The following is a 16,045-nucleotide window of genomic DNA, read 5'->3' as shown; positions in this document are numbered from 1 at the left end:
CCGTCCGATCGCGCCGGGGGGCACAGCAGCGTGCCCACGCGGGCCCGGGCAATGTTCACCGGTTTCGACGAGAGTGGAGGCACGGCATGCTCGTACGGGTGCAGAACCCCGCCGGCACCCAGGCCGAGCGAGTCCTCATCGACTGGCTGCGCACCTGGAAGGGTCCCGGCGATCCGCACGGCGTCACGACGGTGAACACCAGCCTCTTCTTCGAGGACCGGCTGCACCGCTTCGACGCGGTCGTGTGGACGCCGACCGGGTGCGTGATCATCGACGCCGTCACGCTCACCGAAGCCGTCGACGGCGAAATCGAGGTGCCCTACGACGGGCCGTGGCGGGTCGGCAACCGGCTGGTCACCCTCGAGGGCGGCAGCAGCCGCGGGCCGCTCGAGGCCTCCCGGGACCACACCTATGCGCTCCAGAGTTGGCTTGCCGCACACGGTCTCGGGCAGCGCGTGGTACAGGGCGTGGTGCTGGTGGTGCCGCAGCCGGGCACCTCGGTGCGGCTGCGGCCGCTGTGGAGCGATCCCGGCTTCGAGGTGATCGTCGGCAACGATCCGTATGCGCTGCACCAGTATCTGCAGGCGGTGGCCTCCCAGGGCCGCGCACAATGGACGATCAACGATGTGGCACTGGCCTTCCGGGGCCTGAGCATCCTGCCGTTGCTGCCCGGCCCGCAGGATCTGGTGGACGAGGGTTTCGGCGGTTCGATCGACGCCACCCTATGGTACGGCGGCCCCCAGCAGGCGCAGGCGGAGGCGTATCTCGAGCAGCTGGCCTATCTCGAGGCCGAGCGGCCCCGCCGACCGTTCGAGGTGGCCTCGCCGTGGTACGCGCCGTGGGAGCTGTATCCCCGCCGGGCCGGAGAGATCCAGCTGGGCAGCGGCATCATGCGGGTGCTGCTGTCGGCGGGCATGCTGGTGGCCGCCGCGTGGGTGCTGTGGTTCGTGATCTCGATCCTCATGGCCTCCTCGCACTGAACCCCGCGGGCGGGTTCGCCGCGAAACGGCCACGGACAGTTGCCCATTGGGCCGTCACCAGTCCCACCGCCGTCGCCGTCCCGCCCAGGATGTCGGTCGGGTAGTGGTAGCCCACGCCGACCATGCCGACCGCGACGGCCGCCAGCAGCACCACCGACAGCGTGGCCAGGATCGCGCGGACCCGCCGCGTCGCGGCCACCAGCACCAGTGCCGTCGCGACCGCGACGAACTGCACGGTGTGCCCGCTCGGGTAGGCGAGGTAGTCCTTCAGGTGCCGATGCCACATCGGCTTGAGCGCGGCCGTGTTCACCAGCACCGCCAATTCCGGTGCGACCACAAGGAATCCGGCACGCCAGCGGTCCGAGCGCAGGTACCACAGCGCGGCGGCCAGCAGGATGGGCAGCACTACCCAGGGATCGCTGGGGGTCACCAGTACCCGGTAGACGCCGTGGTGGCCGTCGAGGGCCGCGTGCAGCCGGTCATCGGCCGACCGGTCGAAGCCGGTGGGCCCGGCCGACGGAAACGACAGTGGCAGTGCGACGGTCACCAGCAGGCAGGTGAGGACGGTGGCCAGGACCGCGGCGGTGGAACGATTCACGATCGAAGACCATACGGCCCGGGCGCGTCACCGCGGCGCCCGCGGCGTGCCGGTCAGTACGCCCCGTCACCCCGGGTGACCGCGCCGATCGTCTTGGCCACCAACAGCAGATCGAGCACCATCGACCAGTTCTCCACGTAGTTCAGGTCCAGCCGCATGGCGTCCTCGGGTGAGAGGTCGGAGCGGCCGCTCACCTGCCACAGCCCGGTCACGCCCGGCTTCACCAGCAGCCGGCGGCGCATCGTGCCATCGTAGGAGTCGACTTCGCGCTGCACCTGCGGGCGCGGACCCACGACGCTCATCTCGCCGCGCAGCACGTTGAAGAACTGCGGCAGCTCGTCGAGGGAGAACTTGCGGATCACCCGGCCCACCGGGGTCACCCGCGGGTCGTCGCGCAGCTTGAAGAACACCGGGTTGCCGCCCTGCGCGTCGATCAGCGCGCTGATGTGGGCGTCGGCGTCGGCGTACATGCTGCGGAACTTGATCATGCGGAAAGGCTTGCCGCCCCGGCCGATTCGCTCCGACTGGTAGAACACCGGGCCGGGACTGGTCACCTTCACCGCGATCGCGATCGCCACCAGCACCGGGGCGATGAGGATCAGCGCCGTCAGGGCGAAGCACACGTCGAACACGCTCTTGCGCGCCGACTTCGCGCGGTCGTAGCGCGGCTTCTCCACGTGCAGCATGGGCATGTCCGCGATAACGGTGTGAGTGAGCCGGACGCTGGCGATGTCGGCGAGGCCGGAGGTCACGATGAGTTCGACGCCGAGCGGGTCGAGTTCCCAGGCCATGCGGCGCAGATCGCCGGGCCCGATATTGTCGGTGGCGGTGACGGCCACGGTGTCGGCGTCGCTGCGCCGCACCGCGGTGAGCACGTCGAGGTCGTCGCCCAGCACCGGGATCGCCCGGCCGTCGACGGTCACCTCGGGCCCGACTTCGATTCCGGGCGTGCACAGCCCGACCACCCGATAGCCGGCCTCGGGCGAGCGGCTGAAGGCGGCGGCCGTGGCGGCGGCCGCGGAACGGCTGCCGACCACCAGTACCCGGTGATCGAACTCCCCCGTGGCTCGGCGGGCCGAGACCCACTGCCGCCACAACCGGCGTTCCATCATGAGCCCGATCAGGCCGAGCGGCAGCGCGATGGCGAGGTAGCCGCGGGCGACGTCGACGCGCAGCAGCAGCGAGCCGATCGCCACCGCACCGAACAATTGCAGTGTCGCGCCGACCAGTCGCCGGTATTCCTCTGTGCCGCTGCCGATCACACGTTCAGCGCGGCTGCCCGACGCCGTCAGGCAGACCGCCCACGCCACGCCCAGCACCACCGAGACGACGGTGTAGCGGACCTCCAGCGGCGCGGTGAGGGCCAGCGGCGGGCCGACCGTATCGCCGAACCGCAGCACCTGGGCAGCTCCGACCGCCAGGGCGACGATCACGATGTCACTCACCTGCAGCCGCCGGACGTATGCCCGCCGCCACGTCCCACGCACCGGACGCCGGTCCGTGATGTCGGACACGGCCCGTTGCGCTCGAACCTCGAAACTCATGGATGTACACACCTCCCCCGAGAGACGACTCGGGTCCAGCCTCCTCTGACCAGACGCCCGAGGTCCTCACACGAAAGCAGCCGGATCATTCGGTGACAACCATTCGGGGTCGACGTACTTTCGCTGACCCGCTGCCGAATGTTACCCATGCCTCCAACCCACTGCTCGGCGAATGCTCCGCAACAGCAAGGTATCTCATGATTTGCCGCCGGTAAACCGACCGCCCGGAATGTGTCCCCGGAACCCCCTCCGGACCATATCGCCGCAGGTAGAAGAGTTTCCGGACGCATGGGACGAATTGCTGGAAAGATCATTTTCCGACAATCCTGACGATTGCCCACCGACCCGCTACCCTCGCCGTACACGAAACTTCATCTTCCGGCAACCGCCACGGGGCCATCCCGTGAGCGAAACATGTTGTAACGTAGCGGCGGTCGACAACGAAGAAGTGCGTGGGGCCCGCTCGGGTGCCGTCGACAGTCTTTCTGGGAAAGGTGGGGGTACTCCCTCGTGCGTTGCCGTCTGTGCGATTCCGATCGTCTGCTGAGCATTCTCGACCTCGGCGCCACCCCACCCTGCGAGAAGTTCCTGACGGCGACGGAACTCGACCTGCCCGAACCCACCTACCCCCTGCACCTGCGGCTGTGCGAAGAGTGCCTGCTGCTGCAGATCCCGGCGCTGATCACGCCCGAGGAGACGTTCACCGAGTACGCGTACTTCTCCTCCTACTCCGACAGCTGGGTCGCGCACGCCAAACTGTTCGTCGACGAGGCGATCACCCGGCTCGGCCTGAACTCCGACACCCTCATGGTCGAGATCGCGAGCAACGACGGCTATCTGCTGCAGCACGCCGTCACCGCCGGAGTCCGCTGCCTGGGCATCGAGCCGTCGGTCAACGTCGGCGCCGCCGCCCGGGACAAGGGCGTACCCACGCTCACCGCCTTCCTCGACGAGGAACTCGCCGCGACCGTGCGCGCCGAACACGGCCCGGCCCGGCTGGTGGTGGCCAACAACGTGTACGCCCACATCCCCGACCTGCTCGGCTTCACCCGCTCGCTGCGGGCGCTGCTGGCCGACGACGGCTGGCTCTCGATCGAGGTGCACCACGCGCTGGATCTGGTGCGGCACGGCCAGTTCGACACCATCTACCACGAGCACTTCCAGTACTACACAGTACATTCCGCGCAGCGCGCGCTGGCCACCGCCGGACTGACCCTGGTCGACGTCGAACTACTCGAGACGCACGGCGGCTCGCTGCGGCTGTGGGCGCGTCCCGACGGCGCCGGCGAGGTCGGCCCCCGCGTCGCCGAGGTCCTGACCCTCGAAGCCGAGGCCGGTCTCGACACCCCCGCCGGCTACGCCGAACTGCGCACCCGCGCCGAGAAGGTCCGCCACGAACTGCTCCGCTTCCTGCTCGACTGCCGGGCCGAGGGCCGCACGGTGGTCGGCTACGGCGCCCCGGGCAAGGGCAACACCCTGCTCAACTACTGCGGCATCCGGCCTGATCTGCTGGCCTACACCGTCGATCGCAATCCGTACAAGCACGGGCGCTACACCCCCGGCACCCGGATCCCGATCCACGCCCCCGAGCGCATCGACGCCGACCGGCCCGACGTGGTGCTGGTACTGCCGTGGAATCTCGAGACCGAGATCACCGCGCAGCTGCGGCACATCGCCGGCTGGGGTGGCGCCCTGGTCTACCCGCTGCCCGACCTGCACTATGCGGACCTCACCGGCGAGCCGGCACCGGCCGACGCCCCGGCCTGAGATCCCGTACTGCCCCGAACCCGAATGATGAGGCGAAACCGATGAAGGTGGTCCTGTTCTGCGGCGGATACGGCATGCGCATGCGCGGCAGCGCCGACGATCCGATCCCCAAGCCGATGCAGATGGTCGGGCCGCGTCCCTTGCTGTGGCACGTCATGCGGTACTACGCGCACTACGGCCACAAGGATTTCATCCTGTGCCTCGGCTACGGCGCCGCCCACATCAAGAACTTCTTCCTCACCTATCAGGAGTCGGTCTCCAACGACTTCGTGATCCGTGACGGCAAGGTCGAGATGCTGAGCACCGACATCAGCGACTGGACCATCACCTTCGTCGACACCGGACTCGAGTCGCCGATCGGGGAACGCCTGCGCCGGGTGCGCCCGCACCTCGAGGGCGAGGAGTACTTCCTGGCCAACTACGCCGACGTGCTGACCGACGCGCCGCTGGACGAGATGATCGACAAGTGTGTGGCCGCCGGTGCCGCTGCCTCCATGATGATCGTGCCGCCGCAGTCGTCGTTCCACTGTGTGGACGTGGACGATTCGGGGAGGGTCGGCACGATCACCCCGGTCGCCAAGCTGCCGATCTGGGAGAACGGCGGCTATTTCGTGCTGACCCCGGAGGTCCTGGATCTGCTGCCCCCGGGCGGCGACCTGGTCGAGGACGCCTGCGGTGCCCTGGCCCGGACCGGCCGGCTGATCGGCTACCAGCACCTGGGCTTCTGGAAGCCCGCCGACACCTTCAAGGAACGCGCCGAGCTCGACGCCGCGTACGCCTCCGGTGACCGACCGTGGATGGTGTGGGAGGGCGACGAGTGCTGACCCTGGCACCGGCCGGGGGCGAGATCCGCGAAATCGCGCTGCTCGCAGCGCATTGCGACGATATCGCGATCGGCGCCGGCGGCACGCTGCTGAGCCTGGCCGCCGCGTACCCGGGCCTGCGCGTGCGGGCGCTGGTGCTCTCCGGCGGCGGTACCGCGCGCGCCGACGAGGAAGGCAAGGCGCTCGAATCATTCTGTCCCGGTGCGGATCTCGAGCTCACGGTGCTCGAGCTGCCGGACGGCCGGACCCCGGCGCACTGGGCGGCGGTCAAGGCCGCGCTCGGCGAACTGCGCCGCGGCTGCGAACCCGACCTGGTCTTCGCGCCGCAACCCGGTGACGCGCACCAGGATCACCGGCTGCTGGCCGAACTGGTCCCCACCGAGTTCCGCGACCACATGGTGCTCGGGTACGAGATCCTCAAGTGGGAGACCGACACTCCCCGCCCGACCCTGTTCTGTCCGCTGTCGCCGGCGATCGCCGCGCGCAAGGTGGAACTGCTCTTCGCGGCCTACCCGTCGCAGCACGACCGGGACTGGTTCGACGAGGAAGCCTTCCTGGGCCTCGCCCGCGTGCGCGGTGTCCAGTGCAAGTCCCGCTACGCAGAGGCCTTCGTGATCGCCAAGGCCGCAATGACTTTCGGAGGTGTATGACCATGCGCGTGCTCGTCACCGGGCATCAGGGTTATCTCGGCACGGTCATGGTGCCGTTGCTCACCGCGGCCGGCCACGAGGTCACCGGCCTCGACATCGGCTACTACGCCGACTGCGTCCTCGGGGAGCTGCCCGCCGCCGAACCGCCCGCGCTCGACGTCGATCTGCGCACCGTGACCGCCGACCAGCTGGCCGGCTTCGACGCCGTCATCCACCTGGCCGCGCTTTCGAACGACCCGCTGGGCGCCCTCGCCCCGCAGATCACCTACGACATCAACTACCACGCCTCGGTCCGGCTGGCCGAACTCGCCAAACAGGCAGGCGTGCAACGGTTCCTGTACGCCTCGACCTGCTCGGTGTACGGCGCCGCGGGCGAGGGGCTGGTCGGCGAGGACGCGCCGATGAACCCGCTGACCCCCTACGCGGAGAGCAAGGTGCGCGTCGAGGGCGACCTCGCCGCCATGGCCGACGCGAGCTTCACCCCGGTGTTCCTGCGCAACGCGACCGCGTTCGGCTTCTCCCCCCGGCTGCGGGCCGACATCGTGCTCAACAATCTGGTCGGCCACGCGGTGCTGACCGGTCAGGTGAAGGTGCTCTCCGACGGCACCCCGTGGCGTCCGCTGGTGCACGCCCTCGACATCGCCGAGGCGTTCGCCGTCTGCCTGACCGCGCCCGCCGAGGTGGTCTCGGCGCGCGCCTACAACATCGGCGACGAGGCCAACAACCTCACGGTGGCCGATATCGCCGCCGACGTGGTCGCCACCGTCCCCGGGTCGGCGCTGCTCATCACCGGCGAGACCGGGGCCGACCCGCGCTCGTACCGAGTCGACTTCTCAAGGGCCCGAACCGAACTCGGCTTCCAGGCGAAGTGGACGGTGGCCGCCGGCGCCGCCGAGCTGTTCCGGGAGTACACCGCGCGCGGCCTCACCACCGAGGACTTCACCGACCGCTTCACCCGCCTGGCCCGGCTGAAGGCGCTCACCGCGGACGGCGCGCTGGACGGCGAGCTGCGCCGCGTCCCGGTCGGTGCCTGACCGGGAATTCGGACCGGCCCGCCGGCACCGCCGCGGTGCGGGTTCGGGCCGGTTCTGCTCTGCTGGCTCGATCCGTCCCGGCGGGCCCGGCTCAGCGGCGACTCCAGTTGCGGGCCAATCAGATTCGGACTCAGCCGACCCCGAGCGCCGCGCACAACTGCGCCCAGCTCCCGGCCGCCCGGTCCCGGCCCGACATGATCGTCACCGGCTGCGGCCACACGATCCCCAGCTCCGGATCGTCGTGTGCCACAGCGAGATCCTCGGCGGGATCGTGCGGCCGGTCGATCCGGTAGCACACGTCGGCGACCTCGCTGAGCGCCTGGAAGCCGTGCAGGAACCCCGGTGGCACGTACAGGTGCCGGAAGTCCTCGTCGTCGAGCCGGAACGCCTGCTGCTTGCCGAACGTGGGCGAATCCGGGCGGATGTCGACGAGCACGTCGTGCACCGCACCGTGCGCGCACCGCACCAGCTTCGCCTCACCGCGCCCGCCGCGGCCGTGCATGCCCCGCACCACGCCGCGCACCGACCGCGACTGCGAGTCCTGCAGGAAGCTCGCCGCCCGGCCCGGTTCGCCCACGTAGCTGTCGAACTCGGCCGCGTCGAACGTCCTGGTGAACAGGCCGCGCTCGTCCCGGAACGGTTCGGGTGTCAGCACCAGCACATCGGCCAATTCGGCCGCCTCGATACGCACCGGTCCATGCTGTCACGCCGGGCCGCCACCGTCGCACCCACGGGAGATTTCCGATGACCGAGCCGGCCCGCGGCTGCCGCGCCTGCGGTGGCACCGACCTGACTCGCATCCTCGACCTCGGCGCCATGCCCGCGGCCGATCACTTTCCGGCCGAAGACGATCCGGTGACCGACCAGGCGCACGACCTGGCCATGGATCTGTGCGGCGGCTGCGGTCTCGCCCAGCTGGCCGACGACGACACCGTCGCCGACGAACCCCGCGGCGTCGAACCCCGCGCGCTGCGCGACCAGGCCGCCGACGCCGTGGCCCGGGTCGCCGCGGCCGGGTGGCTGCCGGGCGGTACCGTCCGCGAGTTCGGCAGCCCGCACGGCGGCACCTGGATCCCGCTGTTGACCGAGCGCGGCTACCGCGAGACCGCCGACGCGGCCGCGGACGTGGTTCTGGACAGCTTCGGCATGATGCACGAACCGGATCAGGCGGCGGCCGTGGCCGCCCGCGCGGCCGCCACCCGCCCCGGCGGGGTGTTGCTGCTGCAGTTCCACTCGCTGCGTACGATCGTCGCGCAGGGTCAGTGGAATGCGTTGCGGCACGGGCACTTCGCGTACTACACGCTGCCGGTGCTGCGCCGGATGCTGGCCGGCGCCGGGATGCGGGTCGTACGGGCCTGGGAATTCGACCTCTACGGCGGCACGGTCCTGGTGGCCGCGGTCCACTCCACCGCACCGGCCCGGCCTGACAGCGACCTGGATCGTCTACTGGCACTGGAGAACCCGTTCACCACGGTGGCGGGCACCGCCACGCTCCAGCAGGAGGCCGATCGGCAGGTCCGGGAACTGCGCGCCGGGCTGGCCGAGGCGGCCGCGCGCGGGCAGCGCAGCTACGCCTACGGCGCCGCTTCCCGGGCCGTGGCGCTGTTCGCCCGCGCCGGGCTGGATCGGGAATTGCTGGCGGGGGTTGCCGACGCGTCGCCGGGCAAGCACGGACGACGCATGCCGGGCACCGATATTCCGATCATCACACCCGAGCAATTGGTCGCCGCGAACCCCGATCGCGTGCTCCTCACCGTGCCCGACCTGCTCGACGAGGTGCGGTCCGCCTATCCGGCTCTGAATGGCAAGTGGGCGGCCGAATTTCGGTTTCCGGAGCGGTAGCGCGAAGACCTCCCGAGCATTACTCTGCTACTCGGGCCGTTGGTAGGTCTCGTATCGACGCGGGGGGAAAGTCAACGAATCATAACGTCGTGATAACCCGCGGCTGCCTTTGTTCGACAACGCTTCACCCGAGTACGACGCACCAATCTGATGAGGGAAACAGGTGAATAGATGAGCAACACTCCAACGCGCGGGTTTTCTCGCGCGACGGTGGCGACTGCCCTTGCCTCGATCGCACTCTCGGTTGCCGCCGGTACCGCGGCCGCCGATGTCGACGCCACGGCGAACATCGTCGACCAGCACAGCCGCACCGTCAACGCGATCGAGTCCGACACGCAGATCAACTTCGTGCCACCGCTGGACGGTAGCCCGCTCACCCGGGAGTGGTTCCACAGCGGCACCGCGTCCTACCACATCGACGGCCCGGACGCCGACAACTGGCACGGCCACATCACGATGGGCTACGAGGTCGGCTACCTGGCGACGTTGGACGGCAAGCTGCGCTTCTCCTACAGCACCCCGGGTCTGAACATCGGTCCGACCTGGGGCACCGGCGAGTTCGGCCCCACGTTCACCGACCTGATCCCGCAGGCCGGGATCGACATCAGCGTGGGCTTCGGTCCGGGCATCCAGACCATCGAGGCCACCGGCGGCGACGTGAGCGGCGCCGACGGCTTCCTGCGGATGCAGGGCTTCCACGGCACCGTCACCGGCGTCCTGGGCCCCACCCACATCCGGCCCTTCGTGCGGATCGTGAGCGCCGAGGGCGACACGGTCGTCACCTACGGCCAGCCCTGGACCATCTGAGTTCCGAACGCGGACTACAGGTCCGTGCGGCCGCCCACCAGGGCGGTCGCACGGACCCGAACTCGTTCCGCGGCCTGCCCGGCCAGCCGGGCGTCGCCGCGCAGCACATCGGCCCGGCCGACCAGCTCGGGATACTCCCGGCCCATCCGGTGGTGGAAGCGGGCCATCTCGGTGAGCTTCGACACCGTCGAGGTGCTGCTGCACAGGTTGAACGACGAATTCCGCCAGGCCGCAAGGTCTTCGGGGATTCCGAAGAAGTAGCCGCCGGGCACGCAGACGCGCGCGAACAGGTCCACGTCCATCGGGAACACCAGATCGCCGCGGAAGCCGCCGACCCGGTCGAAGTCCGAGCGCCGGAACATGGCCGCCGCGGTGGGACCGAAATCGGCGGGCCCGCGCCGCACGATCGTGCGCAACAGCACGTCGGCCGGCCACTGCCCGACCAGCCCGGGCAGGCCCAGGCCGGACTCCTCGATCTCGTCCCGCTCGTCGATGACCTGGAACTTGGTGGCGGAGATCGCGATCCGGCTGTCGGCCATGACCCGCAGCTGCTGTACCAGCGCGCCCGGCAGCAGGATGTCGTCCGCGCACACGATCTTGATCAGGTCACCGGTGGACAACTCCACCACGCGGTTCCAGTTCGCGCCGATCGGCAGCACCCGGTCGTTGCGCGCCACCCGGACCCGCGGATCGTCGAACGAGGCCGCGATCTCGCCGGTGCCGTCGGTGCTGGCGTTGTCCAGGATCATCAGCTCGAAGTCCATGTCCTGCGCCAGAATCGAGCGCACGGTCGTCTCCAGTGTGCGCGCCGCGTTGTAGGCGGGCACACAAATCGACAACGTCATGCCGGACCCGGTCATCGCTTCCTCTCCATAGTCTGGGACACGGTCATTCACCGTGCCGTGCGCCGACTCCGGCCGAGTCGCCGTCCACGAGCCCGAAGACCCGGTCGAATCCCGCCCGCGACGCCTCGATCTGGCGAAGCGCGGCCGCCTGCAACGGTTCTCGCAGATCGTCGGCGCCGGCCCACAGTTCGACCACCGCGGCGGTCAGGCTGTCGCGCAGGTTCGGATCGTCGAGGTGCACGATCCGCAGACCGGGCGCGTCGGGTGTGCCGAACATCTCGGCCAAGCCGTAGAACTTGTCGTCGTAGTACTCCGAGGCCGTGATGCCGATCGCCGGAACACCTTGCGACAGCGCGAAAACCGCCAGGTGATAGGCGCTGGTCACGATGACCCGGCAACCGCCGACCTGGCGGGCGACATCGGCGGCGGTGCCCGCCCGGGCGACCGGGCGGCGGGTGCGCCGGGCCCCGGCCAGCAGCGGCAGGGTGCAGCGCCGGTCCTCGGAGTCGTATTCGGAGATGATCAGCGGAGTCAGCGCCGCACCCGCGACCGCGGCCTGCTCCCGCACCACCGCGCCGAGCACTTCCCGCGCGCCGTCGCTCACCGGCGCGTAATCGGCCACCCGCAGGCAGATCCCGAGATCGGTGCCCGGTCCCGGCCGGCGCACGTCGTAGGCGGCCTCGATCGCGTCGTCCCCGGTGACCAGGACGTTCGCGGCATCGACACCGGCCGCGTCGAGCAGGGCCGGGCCGCGGCGGCCCTCGCGCAAGCCGATGAACCCGACCCCCGGCAGCACCGCCGCCGCGCGCGCGACGAGATCGGGCGAGGTCAGCGGCCCGAATCCCTGTCCGGTCATGGCGGTCGCGATCCCGCGGCGGCCCGCGAATTCCAGCAGACTCAGGGCCCGATGTGCTTGGTAGCGGTCGACATCGGTCATGTAACCGCCGCCCTGGGCGACCACCAGCGACGCGGTGGCGGCGGCGGCCGGGACCGCCGGCTGCGCGGGTTCGCCGGATTCCGTGGCGGGCGGACGCAATCGGTTCCGCACGGCCCGCAACCGGGTCTTCGGGCCGTCGGTCCAGGCGCGCCACAGCAGGGCCGCGCGATCGGCGACCGGATGCCCGCCCGGCACGGCCGGCCAGTCACCACCGGTCGCGGCACCGATCGGCTCGGCCTCGGGCAACAGCGCCCGCAAAACCCGCGGCTGGTCGGTGAGTACGCCGATGCGGGCATGCGGCCAGCGCGCCCGCAACCGGGCCACGGTGACCGAGAGCATGGCGATATCGCCGCGATTGCGCAGCCAGTACTCGCCGTTCTCGACCAGAATTCGCATGCCCGAACCCGAATTCGTCACCACGCCCCCGTCCAGTCCGATCCGGCGGGTGCGCTCGTCACCGGGTTCTCGGAATGCAGATCCGTCACGGCGAATCTATCGCACGCTCGAACCCGTTCGCTACACCCGGAATTCGTCACAAGCTCCGATAGCATCCGCCCAGCTTCCGAACAGGGCTTTCCCGAATTGCCCGATGTTGTCCGACCCCGCTCCGGGCGGTCGCCTAGACTGATACGGGCAAGGGCTTCCGGCCTCGGTGTGCGGAACGGAAATTTGACAGACCTGGGGAAGTCGACGGTGGTGGGGACGTTGCGGGTGCACATGACCGGGTCCGAATGGTTTTCCGCTGTCCCCGGCGGCCTCAATCGCTATTTCACCGATCTCTACCTCGCGCTGGCCGGCTGCTCCGGGCTCGAGGTGACCGCGTCGGCGTTCGGTGAACCGGCCGGCGCCGGCGGGTCGTGGGGTCCCGCGAGCGGATCCACGCTGCGGCGGGTGCGCACCACATTGCTCGACCGTCGCGAACTCACGCCCGGCACGGTGCTCGACCGCCATTTCTGCCTCTACGGCCCGATCGCCGCGGGCGCGCGCGGAAAGCTGCCGCTGGTGGTGCACTTCCACGGACCGTGGGCGGCCGAGAGCGCGCAGGCGGGCGAGAGTTCCCGCGCGGTACGCGCGAAATACCTGGTGGAACGCCTGCGTTACGCGCGAGCCGACCGATTCGTGGTGCTGTCCACGCACTTCCGCGACCTGCTCGCGGGCGACTACGGCATCGACCCGGCGCGGATCACGGTCATCCCGCCCGGCGTCGACCTGAGCGAGTTCCCCGACTCCGCGCCCCCGCCGCAGGACACGCCCCGCACCGTGCTGTGCGTGCGCCGGCTGGAACGCCGGATGGGTATCGACGTGCTGCTGGACGCGTGGCCACGGGTGATCGCCGCGCACCCCGGCACCCGGCTCACGATCGTCGGCACCGGCACCGCCGAGGCCGAACTGCGCACGCAGGCGGCCGCGCTCGACTCGGTCGAATTCACCGGCCGGGTCGACGACGCCACCCTCACCGAGCTCTACGGCCGGGCCACTCTGACCGTCGTTCCGACCCGGTCCTTGGAGGGATTCGGCCTGGTCGCGCTCGCGTCGCTGGCCGCCGGCCGGGCGCCCGTCGTCACCGACTGCGGTGGCCTGCCGGATTCGGTCCGCGGCCTGGACACCTCGCTCGTGGTCCCCGCCGGGGACCGGGACGCGCTGGCCGAGCGACTGATCGCCGCCCTCGACGGCAAAGTGCCCAGCGCCGAACGCTGCCGGGAGCACGCCGCCTCCTTCTCGTGGGACGCCGCGGCCCGGCGGCACCTCGAGCTGTACCGGGAGCTGGCCGGATGAGCACCGACCGGACCGGGACTGAATCCTCGCGCCCCACCCCGGACGGCCTGCGTGGTCACGCTGCGCTACCGCCTCCGGCCGCTGACCGGGGTGGGGCGGTGGTCTTCGTCCTGCACACCGCGGCGCCCTCGGGTGCGGAACTGGCGACACTGCGCCTGGCGACCGCGCTGCGCGCGCATCACGACGTCGCCGTCGTGTACACCGAGGACGGCCCGATGGTCGCCCGCACCCGTGATCGTGGTCTCGAGACGCGGCTGCTCCGCAACGATTTCGACAGCCGCGCGATGACCATTGCGAAGGCCGGTGTGCGCAGTCTGGTGCTGGGCGCCCTCACCCTGCTGCGGGTGGGCTGGGCGCTGGGCGCCACCGCGCGGGAGCTGGAGGCATCGGTGCTGGTCGCACAGAGTACGAAAACCCTGCTGATGGGCGCGGTCGCGGCCCGCCGCGCCCGGATCCCGCTGCTGTGGCAGGTGCACGACCGGATCGCCCCCGACTATTTCGGCCGCCCGCTCACTTGGATCCTGCGGGCCCTGGGCCGGGTTCTGGCCGACGGCTATATCGCCAACAGCCGCGCCACCCTGGCCACGCTGCTCACCGCCGGGCGCCCGGCGGTGGTCGCCTACCCGGGTGTCGAACTCGAAACTGTTGCGTCCCAACGTGATCCACAGCGCGCCCCGGACGACACCGTGGTGGCGCTGGTCGGCCGGCTGGCGCCGTGGAAGGGCCAGGACCTGTTCCTGCGCGCCGTCGCGCGAACCCGGACCGCCCCGCGCCGGGTGATCCTGGCCGGCGGCAGCTTCTTCGACGAAGACGACTACCGCGCCGAACTCGAGCAGCTGGCCACCGAGCTGGCCCTGCCGGTCACCTTCACCGGCCACGTCGACGATCCGGCGGCCGTGATGCGCGACGCCGACATCCTCGTGCACTGCTCGACGCTGCCGGAACCGTTCGGCCAGGTCGTGGTCGAGGGCATGGCCGCAGGTTGCGCGGTGATCGCCGCCGCCCCCGGCGGCCCGGCCGAGATCGTCGAACCGGAGGTGAACGGCCTGCTGGTCCCCGCAGGCTCCCCCGGCCACCTCACCGCCGCCCTCGACACCCTGATCGCGGACCCCGCCCTGCGCACCCGCCTCGCCGCCGCCGCCCAGGTCCGCGCCGCCGACTTCGACACCACCGAATCCGCCCGCGTAGTAGCGGAATTCCTGCGAACCACCGACCTCGGCCCGATCTGGCGCCGCCGGCGAGGCCGACATGACTGACATCCTCCCCGGCCGCCCCGCCTCGGGCGACGACAGCCTGCCGCCCCCGCCTAACCTCGGTCCCGCCCACCCCGCACCGGGCCACCCCGTCCCGGGCCACCCGGCGCCGTCTGCCCCGGAACCCGGCACCGCCGCACGCACCCGCCAGGTACCCACCCCCGCGGACTCGGGTTACCCGGCACCCACCGCCCAGCCGCTCGGCTCCGGAACATCCGCCACCCGGCCGGCGGGCCGCGAAACGCCCGTCACCCGCACACCCGGCAACGGAACCCCCAGCAACCCGACGCCCGGCAACGGAACCCCCAGCAACCACACGCCCGGCTACCCGACGCCCGCAAATCCGACGCCCGGCTACGGAACATCCGTCAGCCGGACCCCCAGCTACGCGCCATCGGCCAACCAGACCCCCGGCAACGGGACACCTATCGGCCAAACACCCAGCCATGCAACACCTTCGAGCCACACCGGCCAAGGAACCCCCGCCGACCCGCGGCGCACCTACCCAGCATCCGCGAGCCGACCGCTCGGCCGCACGGCATCCGCCGACCCGACCCCGGGCTACGGAACGCCTGCCGACGGGACACCTGGCCGCGCGACGCCCACCGGCCACGCTCCCGGCCGCCCGACATTCACCGACCCGACCCCCGGCGACGGCCCATCCGCCAGTCGATCACCCAGCGCCGGAACATCTCTCGATCCGACCTCCGGTCATAGGGCACCCCTCGACCGAACATCCGGCGACGAAACACGCCTCGGCCGAACTCCCGGCCACACCGCACCCGTCAGCCAGACATCCGGCGAGGGAGCACCTCTCAACCAGAGTCCCGACTACAGGTCTCTCGTCAGCCGAACACCCAGCGACGGAACGCCTCTCAACCCTGGTCACCCGACACCGGTCAGCAATACGGCCGGTCACAGCACACCCGCCGACCTGCTGCGTGTCCACCCAGCAGCCGCGGGCCGACCGCTCGGCCGCATGGCATCCGCCGACCCGACCCCGGGCTCCGGCACACCTGCCGGCGGGACATCCGGCCGCGCTGTGCCCACCAGCCACACTCCCGGCCACGGGACATCCACCGACCCGACGCCCGGCGACGGCCCATCCGTCAGCCGAACACCCAGCGACGGAACACCTCTCAGTCAAACACCCGGCTACCCGGCACCGGTCAGCAATACGGCCGGTCA

14 protein-coding genes are annotated in these 16,045 nt (G+C 70.6%); 9 read left to right on the top strand and 5 right to left on the bottom strand.

What is annotated here, in order from left to right; genetic code table 11:
• The first annotated feature begins 86 nt into the window (after window positions 1-86).
• A complete protein-coding gene (locus EBN03_RS14455) occupies window positions 87-980 on the top strand; it encodes a nuclease-related domain-containing protein (protein WP_122188543.1) in 894 nt (297 codons plus the stop codon).
• Here the strand turns inward: EBN03_RS14455 and EBN03_RS14450 are convergent.
• Complete coding sequence (locus EBN03_RS14450; protein WP_122188542.1) at window positions 961-1,578, bottom strand: phosphatase PAP2 family protein; 618 nt, start codon at window positions 1,576-1,578, stop codon at window positions 961-963. The two genes, EBN03_RS14455 and EBN03_RS14450, sit on opposite strands and share 20 nt — an antisense overlap.
• Before the next feature lie 53 nt (window positions 1,579-1,631).
• On the bottom strand, window positions 1,632-3,122 hold the full coding sequence (locus EBN03_RS14445) for a sugar transferase (protein WP_122188541.1): 1,491 nt from the start codon (window positions 3,120-3,122) through the stop codon (window positions 1,632-1,634).
• A gap of 510 nt (window positions 3,123-3,632) precedes the next feature.
• Between EBN03_RS14445 and EBN03_RS14440 the strand changes: the two genes are divergently transcribed.
• From EBN03_RS14440 to EBN03_RS14425, 4 genes are read left to right on the top strand one after another with little or no spacing between them, the layout of a single operon-like run.
• Window positions 3,633-4,889 carry a class I SAM-dependent methyltransferase gene (locus tag EBN03_RS14440; protein ID WP_122188540.1) on the top strand — a complete coding sequence of 419 codons (1,257 nt, stop codon included), beginning with the start codon at window positions 3,633-3,635 and terminating at the stop codon, window positions 4,887-4,889.
• A 41-nt stretch (window positions 4,890-4,930) separates the two neighbouring features.
• Window positions 4,931-5,713, top strand: a complete 783-nt coding sequence (locus EBN03_RS14435; protein WP_122188539.1) for a glycosyltransferase family protein — start codon at window positions 4,931-4,933, stop codon at window positions 5,711-5,713.
• Complete coding sequence (locus tag EBN03_RS14430) at window positions 5,692-6,363, top strand: PIG-L deacetylase family protein (protein ID WP_233608385.1); 672 nt, start codon at window positions 5,692-5,694, stop codon at window positions 6,361-6,363. Before EBN03_RS14435 ends, EBN03_RS14430 begins: the two co-directional genes overlap by 22 nt.
• 2 nt (window positions 6,364-6,365) lie before the next feature.
• Entirely contained in the window at window positions 6,366-7,397 is a 1,032-nt protein-coding gene (locus EBN03_RS14425; protein ID WP_122188538.1) for an NAD-dependent epimerase/dehydratase family protein, read from the top strand.
• Window positions 7,398-7,527: 130 nt separating this feature from the next.
• On the opposite strand, the gene rfbC is transcribed toward EBN03_RS14425, so the two are convergent.
• The gene (rfbC, locus tag EBN03_RS14420; protein WP_122188537.1) at window positions 7,528-8,088 is read right to left on the bottom strand and encodes a dTDP-4-dehydrorhamnose 3,5-epimerase; all 561 of its coding nucleotides are present in this window, start codon (window positions 8,086-8,088) and stop codon (window positions 7,528-7,530) included.
• Between the two features lie 53 nt (window positions 8,089-8,141).
• Here rfbC and EBN03_RS14415 point away from each other — a divergent pair, with 53 nt between their 5' ends.
• Together EBN03_RS14415 and EBN03_RS14410 are read left to right on the top strand one after the other, a co-directional pair.
• A complete protein-coding gene (locus EBN03_RS14415; protein WP_122188536.1) occupies window positions 8,142-9,239 on the top strand; it encodes a class I SAM-dependent methyltransferase in 1,098 nt (365 codons plus the stop codon).
• A 171-nt stretch (window positions 9,240-9,410) separates the two neighbouring features.
• The gene (locus EBN03_RS14410) at window positions 9,411-10,046 is read left to right on the top strand and encodes an MspA family porin (RefSeq protein WP_122188535.1); all 636 of its coding nucleotides are present in this window, start codon (window positions 9,411-9,413) and stop codon (window positions 10,044-10,046) included.
• A 14-nt stretch (window positions 10,047-10,060) separates the two neighbouring features.
• On the opposite strand, the gene EBN03_RS14405 is transcribed toward EBN03_RS14410, so the two are convergent.
• On the bottom strand, window positions 10,061-10,906 hold the full coding sequence (locus EBN03_RS14405; RefSeq protein ID WP_122188534.1) for a glycosyltransferase family 2 protein: 846 nt from the start codon (window positions 10,904-10,906) through the stop codon (window positions 10,061-10,063).
• 28 nt (window positions 10,907-10,934) lie between these two features.
• Window positions 10,935-12,224 (bottom strand): polysaccharide pyruvyl transferase family protein, encoded by a 1,290-nt coding sequence (locus tag EBN03_RS14400; RefSeq protein WP_122188734.1) that lies wholly within the window; start codon window positions 12,222-12,224, stop codon window positions 10,935-10,937.
• A 321-nt stretch (window positions 12,225-12,545) separates the two neighbouring features.
• On the opposite strand from EBN03_RS14400, the gene EBN03_RS14395 reads away from it, so the two are divergent.
• Together EBN03_RS14395 and EBN03_RS14390 are read left to right on the top strand one after the other, a co-directional pair.
• Window positions 12,546-13,604, top strand: a complete 1,059-nt coding sequence (locus EBN03_RS14395; RefSeq protein WP_122188533.1) for a glycosyltransferase family 4 protein — start codon at window positions 12,546-12,548, stop codon at window positions 13,602-13,604.
• Window positions 13,601-14,860, top strand: coding sequence for a glycosyltransferase family 4 protein (locus EBN03_RS14390; RefSeq protein WP_122188532.1), 1,260 nt, complete (start codon window positions 13,601-13,603; stop codon window positions 14,858-14,860). The genes EBN03_RS14395 and EBN03_RS14390 overlap by 4 nt, the downstream gene beginning before the upstream one ends.
• The last annotated feature ends 1,185 nt before the right edge of the window (window positions 14,861-16,045 follow it).

Origin of the sequence: Nocardia stercoris (assembly GCF_003696265.1) — a bacterium.
Lineage (GTDB): Bacteria > Actinomycetota > Actinomycetes > Mycobacteriales > Mycobacteriaceae > Nocardia > Nocardia stercoris.
The sequence above is the reverse complement of the archived record's forward strand: the minus strand, read 5'-3'. Positions and strand labels throughout refer to the sequence as shown.

Coding starts and splice junctions, on each gene's coding strand:
- EBN03_RS14435 (WP_122188539.1), top strand. CDS start 4,931: ATGAAGGTGGTCCTGTTCTGCGGCGGATACGGCATGCGCATGCGCGGC.
- EBN03_RS14405 (WP_122188534.1), bottom strand. CDS start 10,906: ATGACCGGGTCCGGCATGACGTTGTCGATTTGTGTGCCCGCCTACAAC.
- EBN03_RS14455 (WP_122188543.1), top strand. CDS start 87: ATGCTCGTACGGGTGCAGAACCCCGCCGGCACCCAGGCCGAGCGAGTC.
- EBN03_RS14410 (WP_122188535.1), top strand. CDS start 9,411: ATGAGCAACACTCCAACGCGCGGGTTTTCTCGCGCGACGGTGGCGACT.
- EBN03_RS14415 (WP_122188536.1), top strand. CDS start 8,142: ATGACCGAGCCGGCCCGCGGCTGCCGCGCCTGCGGTGGCACCGACCTG.
- EBN03_RS14390 (WP_122188532.1), top strand. CDS start 13,601: ATGAGCACCGACCGGACCGGGACTGAATCCTCGCGCCCCACCCCGGAC.
- EBN03_RS14425 (WP_122188538.1), top strand. CDS start 6,366: ATGCGCGTGCTCGTCACCGGGCATCAGGGTTATCTCGGCACGGTCATG.
- EBN03_RS14445 (WP_122188541.1), bottom strand. CDS start 3,122: ATGAGTTTCGAGGTTCGAGCGCAACGGGCCGTGTCCGACATCACGGAC.
- EBN03_RS14400 (WP_122188734.1), bottom strand. CDS start 12,224: ATGCGAATTCTGGTCGAGAACGGCGAGTACTGGCTGCGCAATCGCGGC.
- EBN03_RS14395 (WP_122188533.1), top strand. CDS start 12,546: ATGACCGGGTCCGAATGGTTTTCCGCTGTCCCCGGCGGCCTCAATCGC.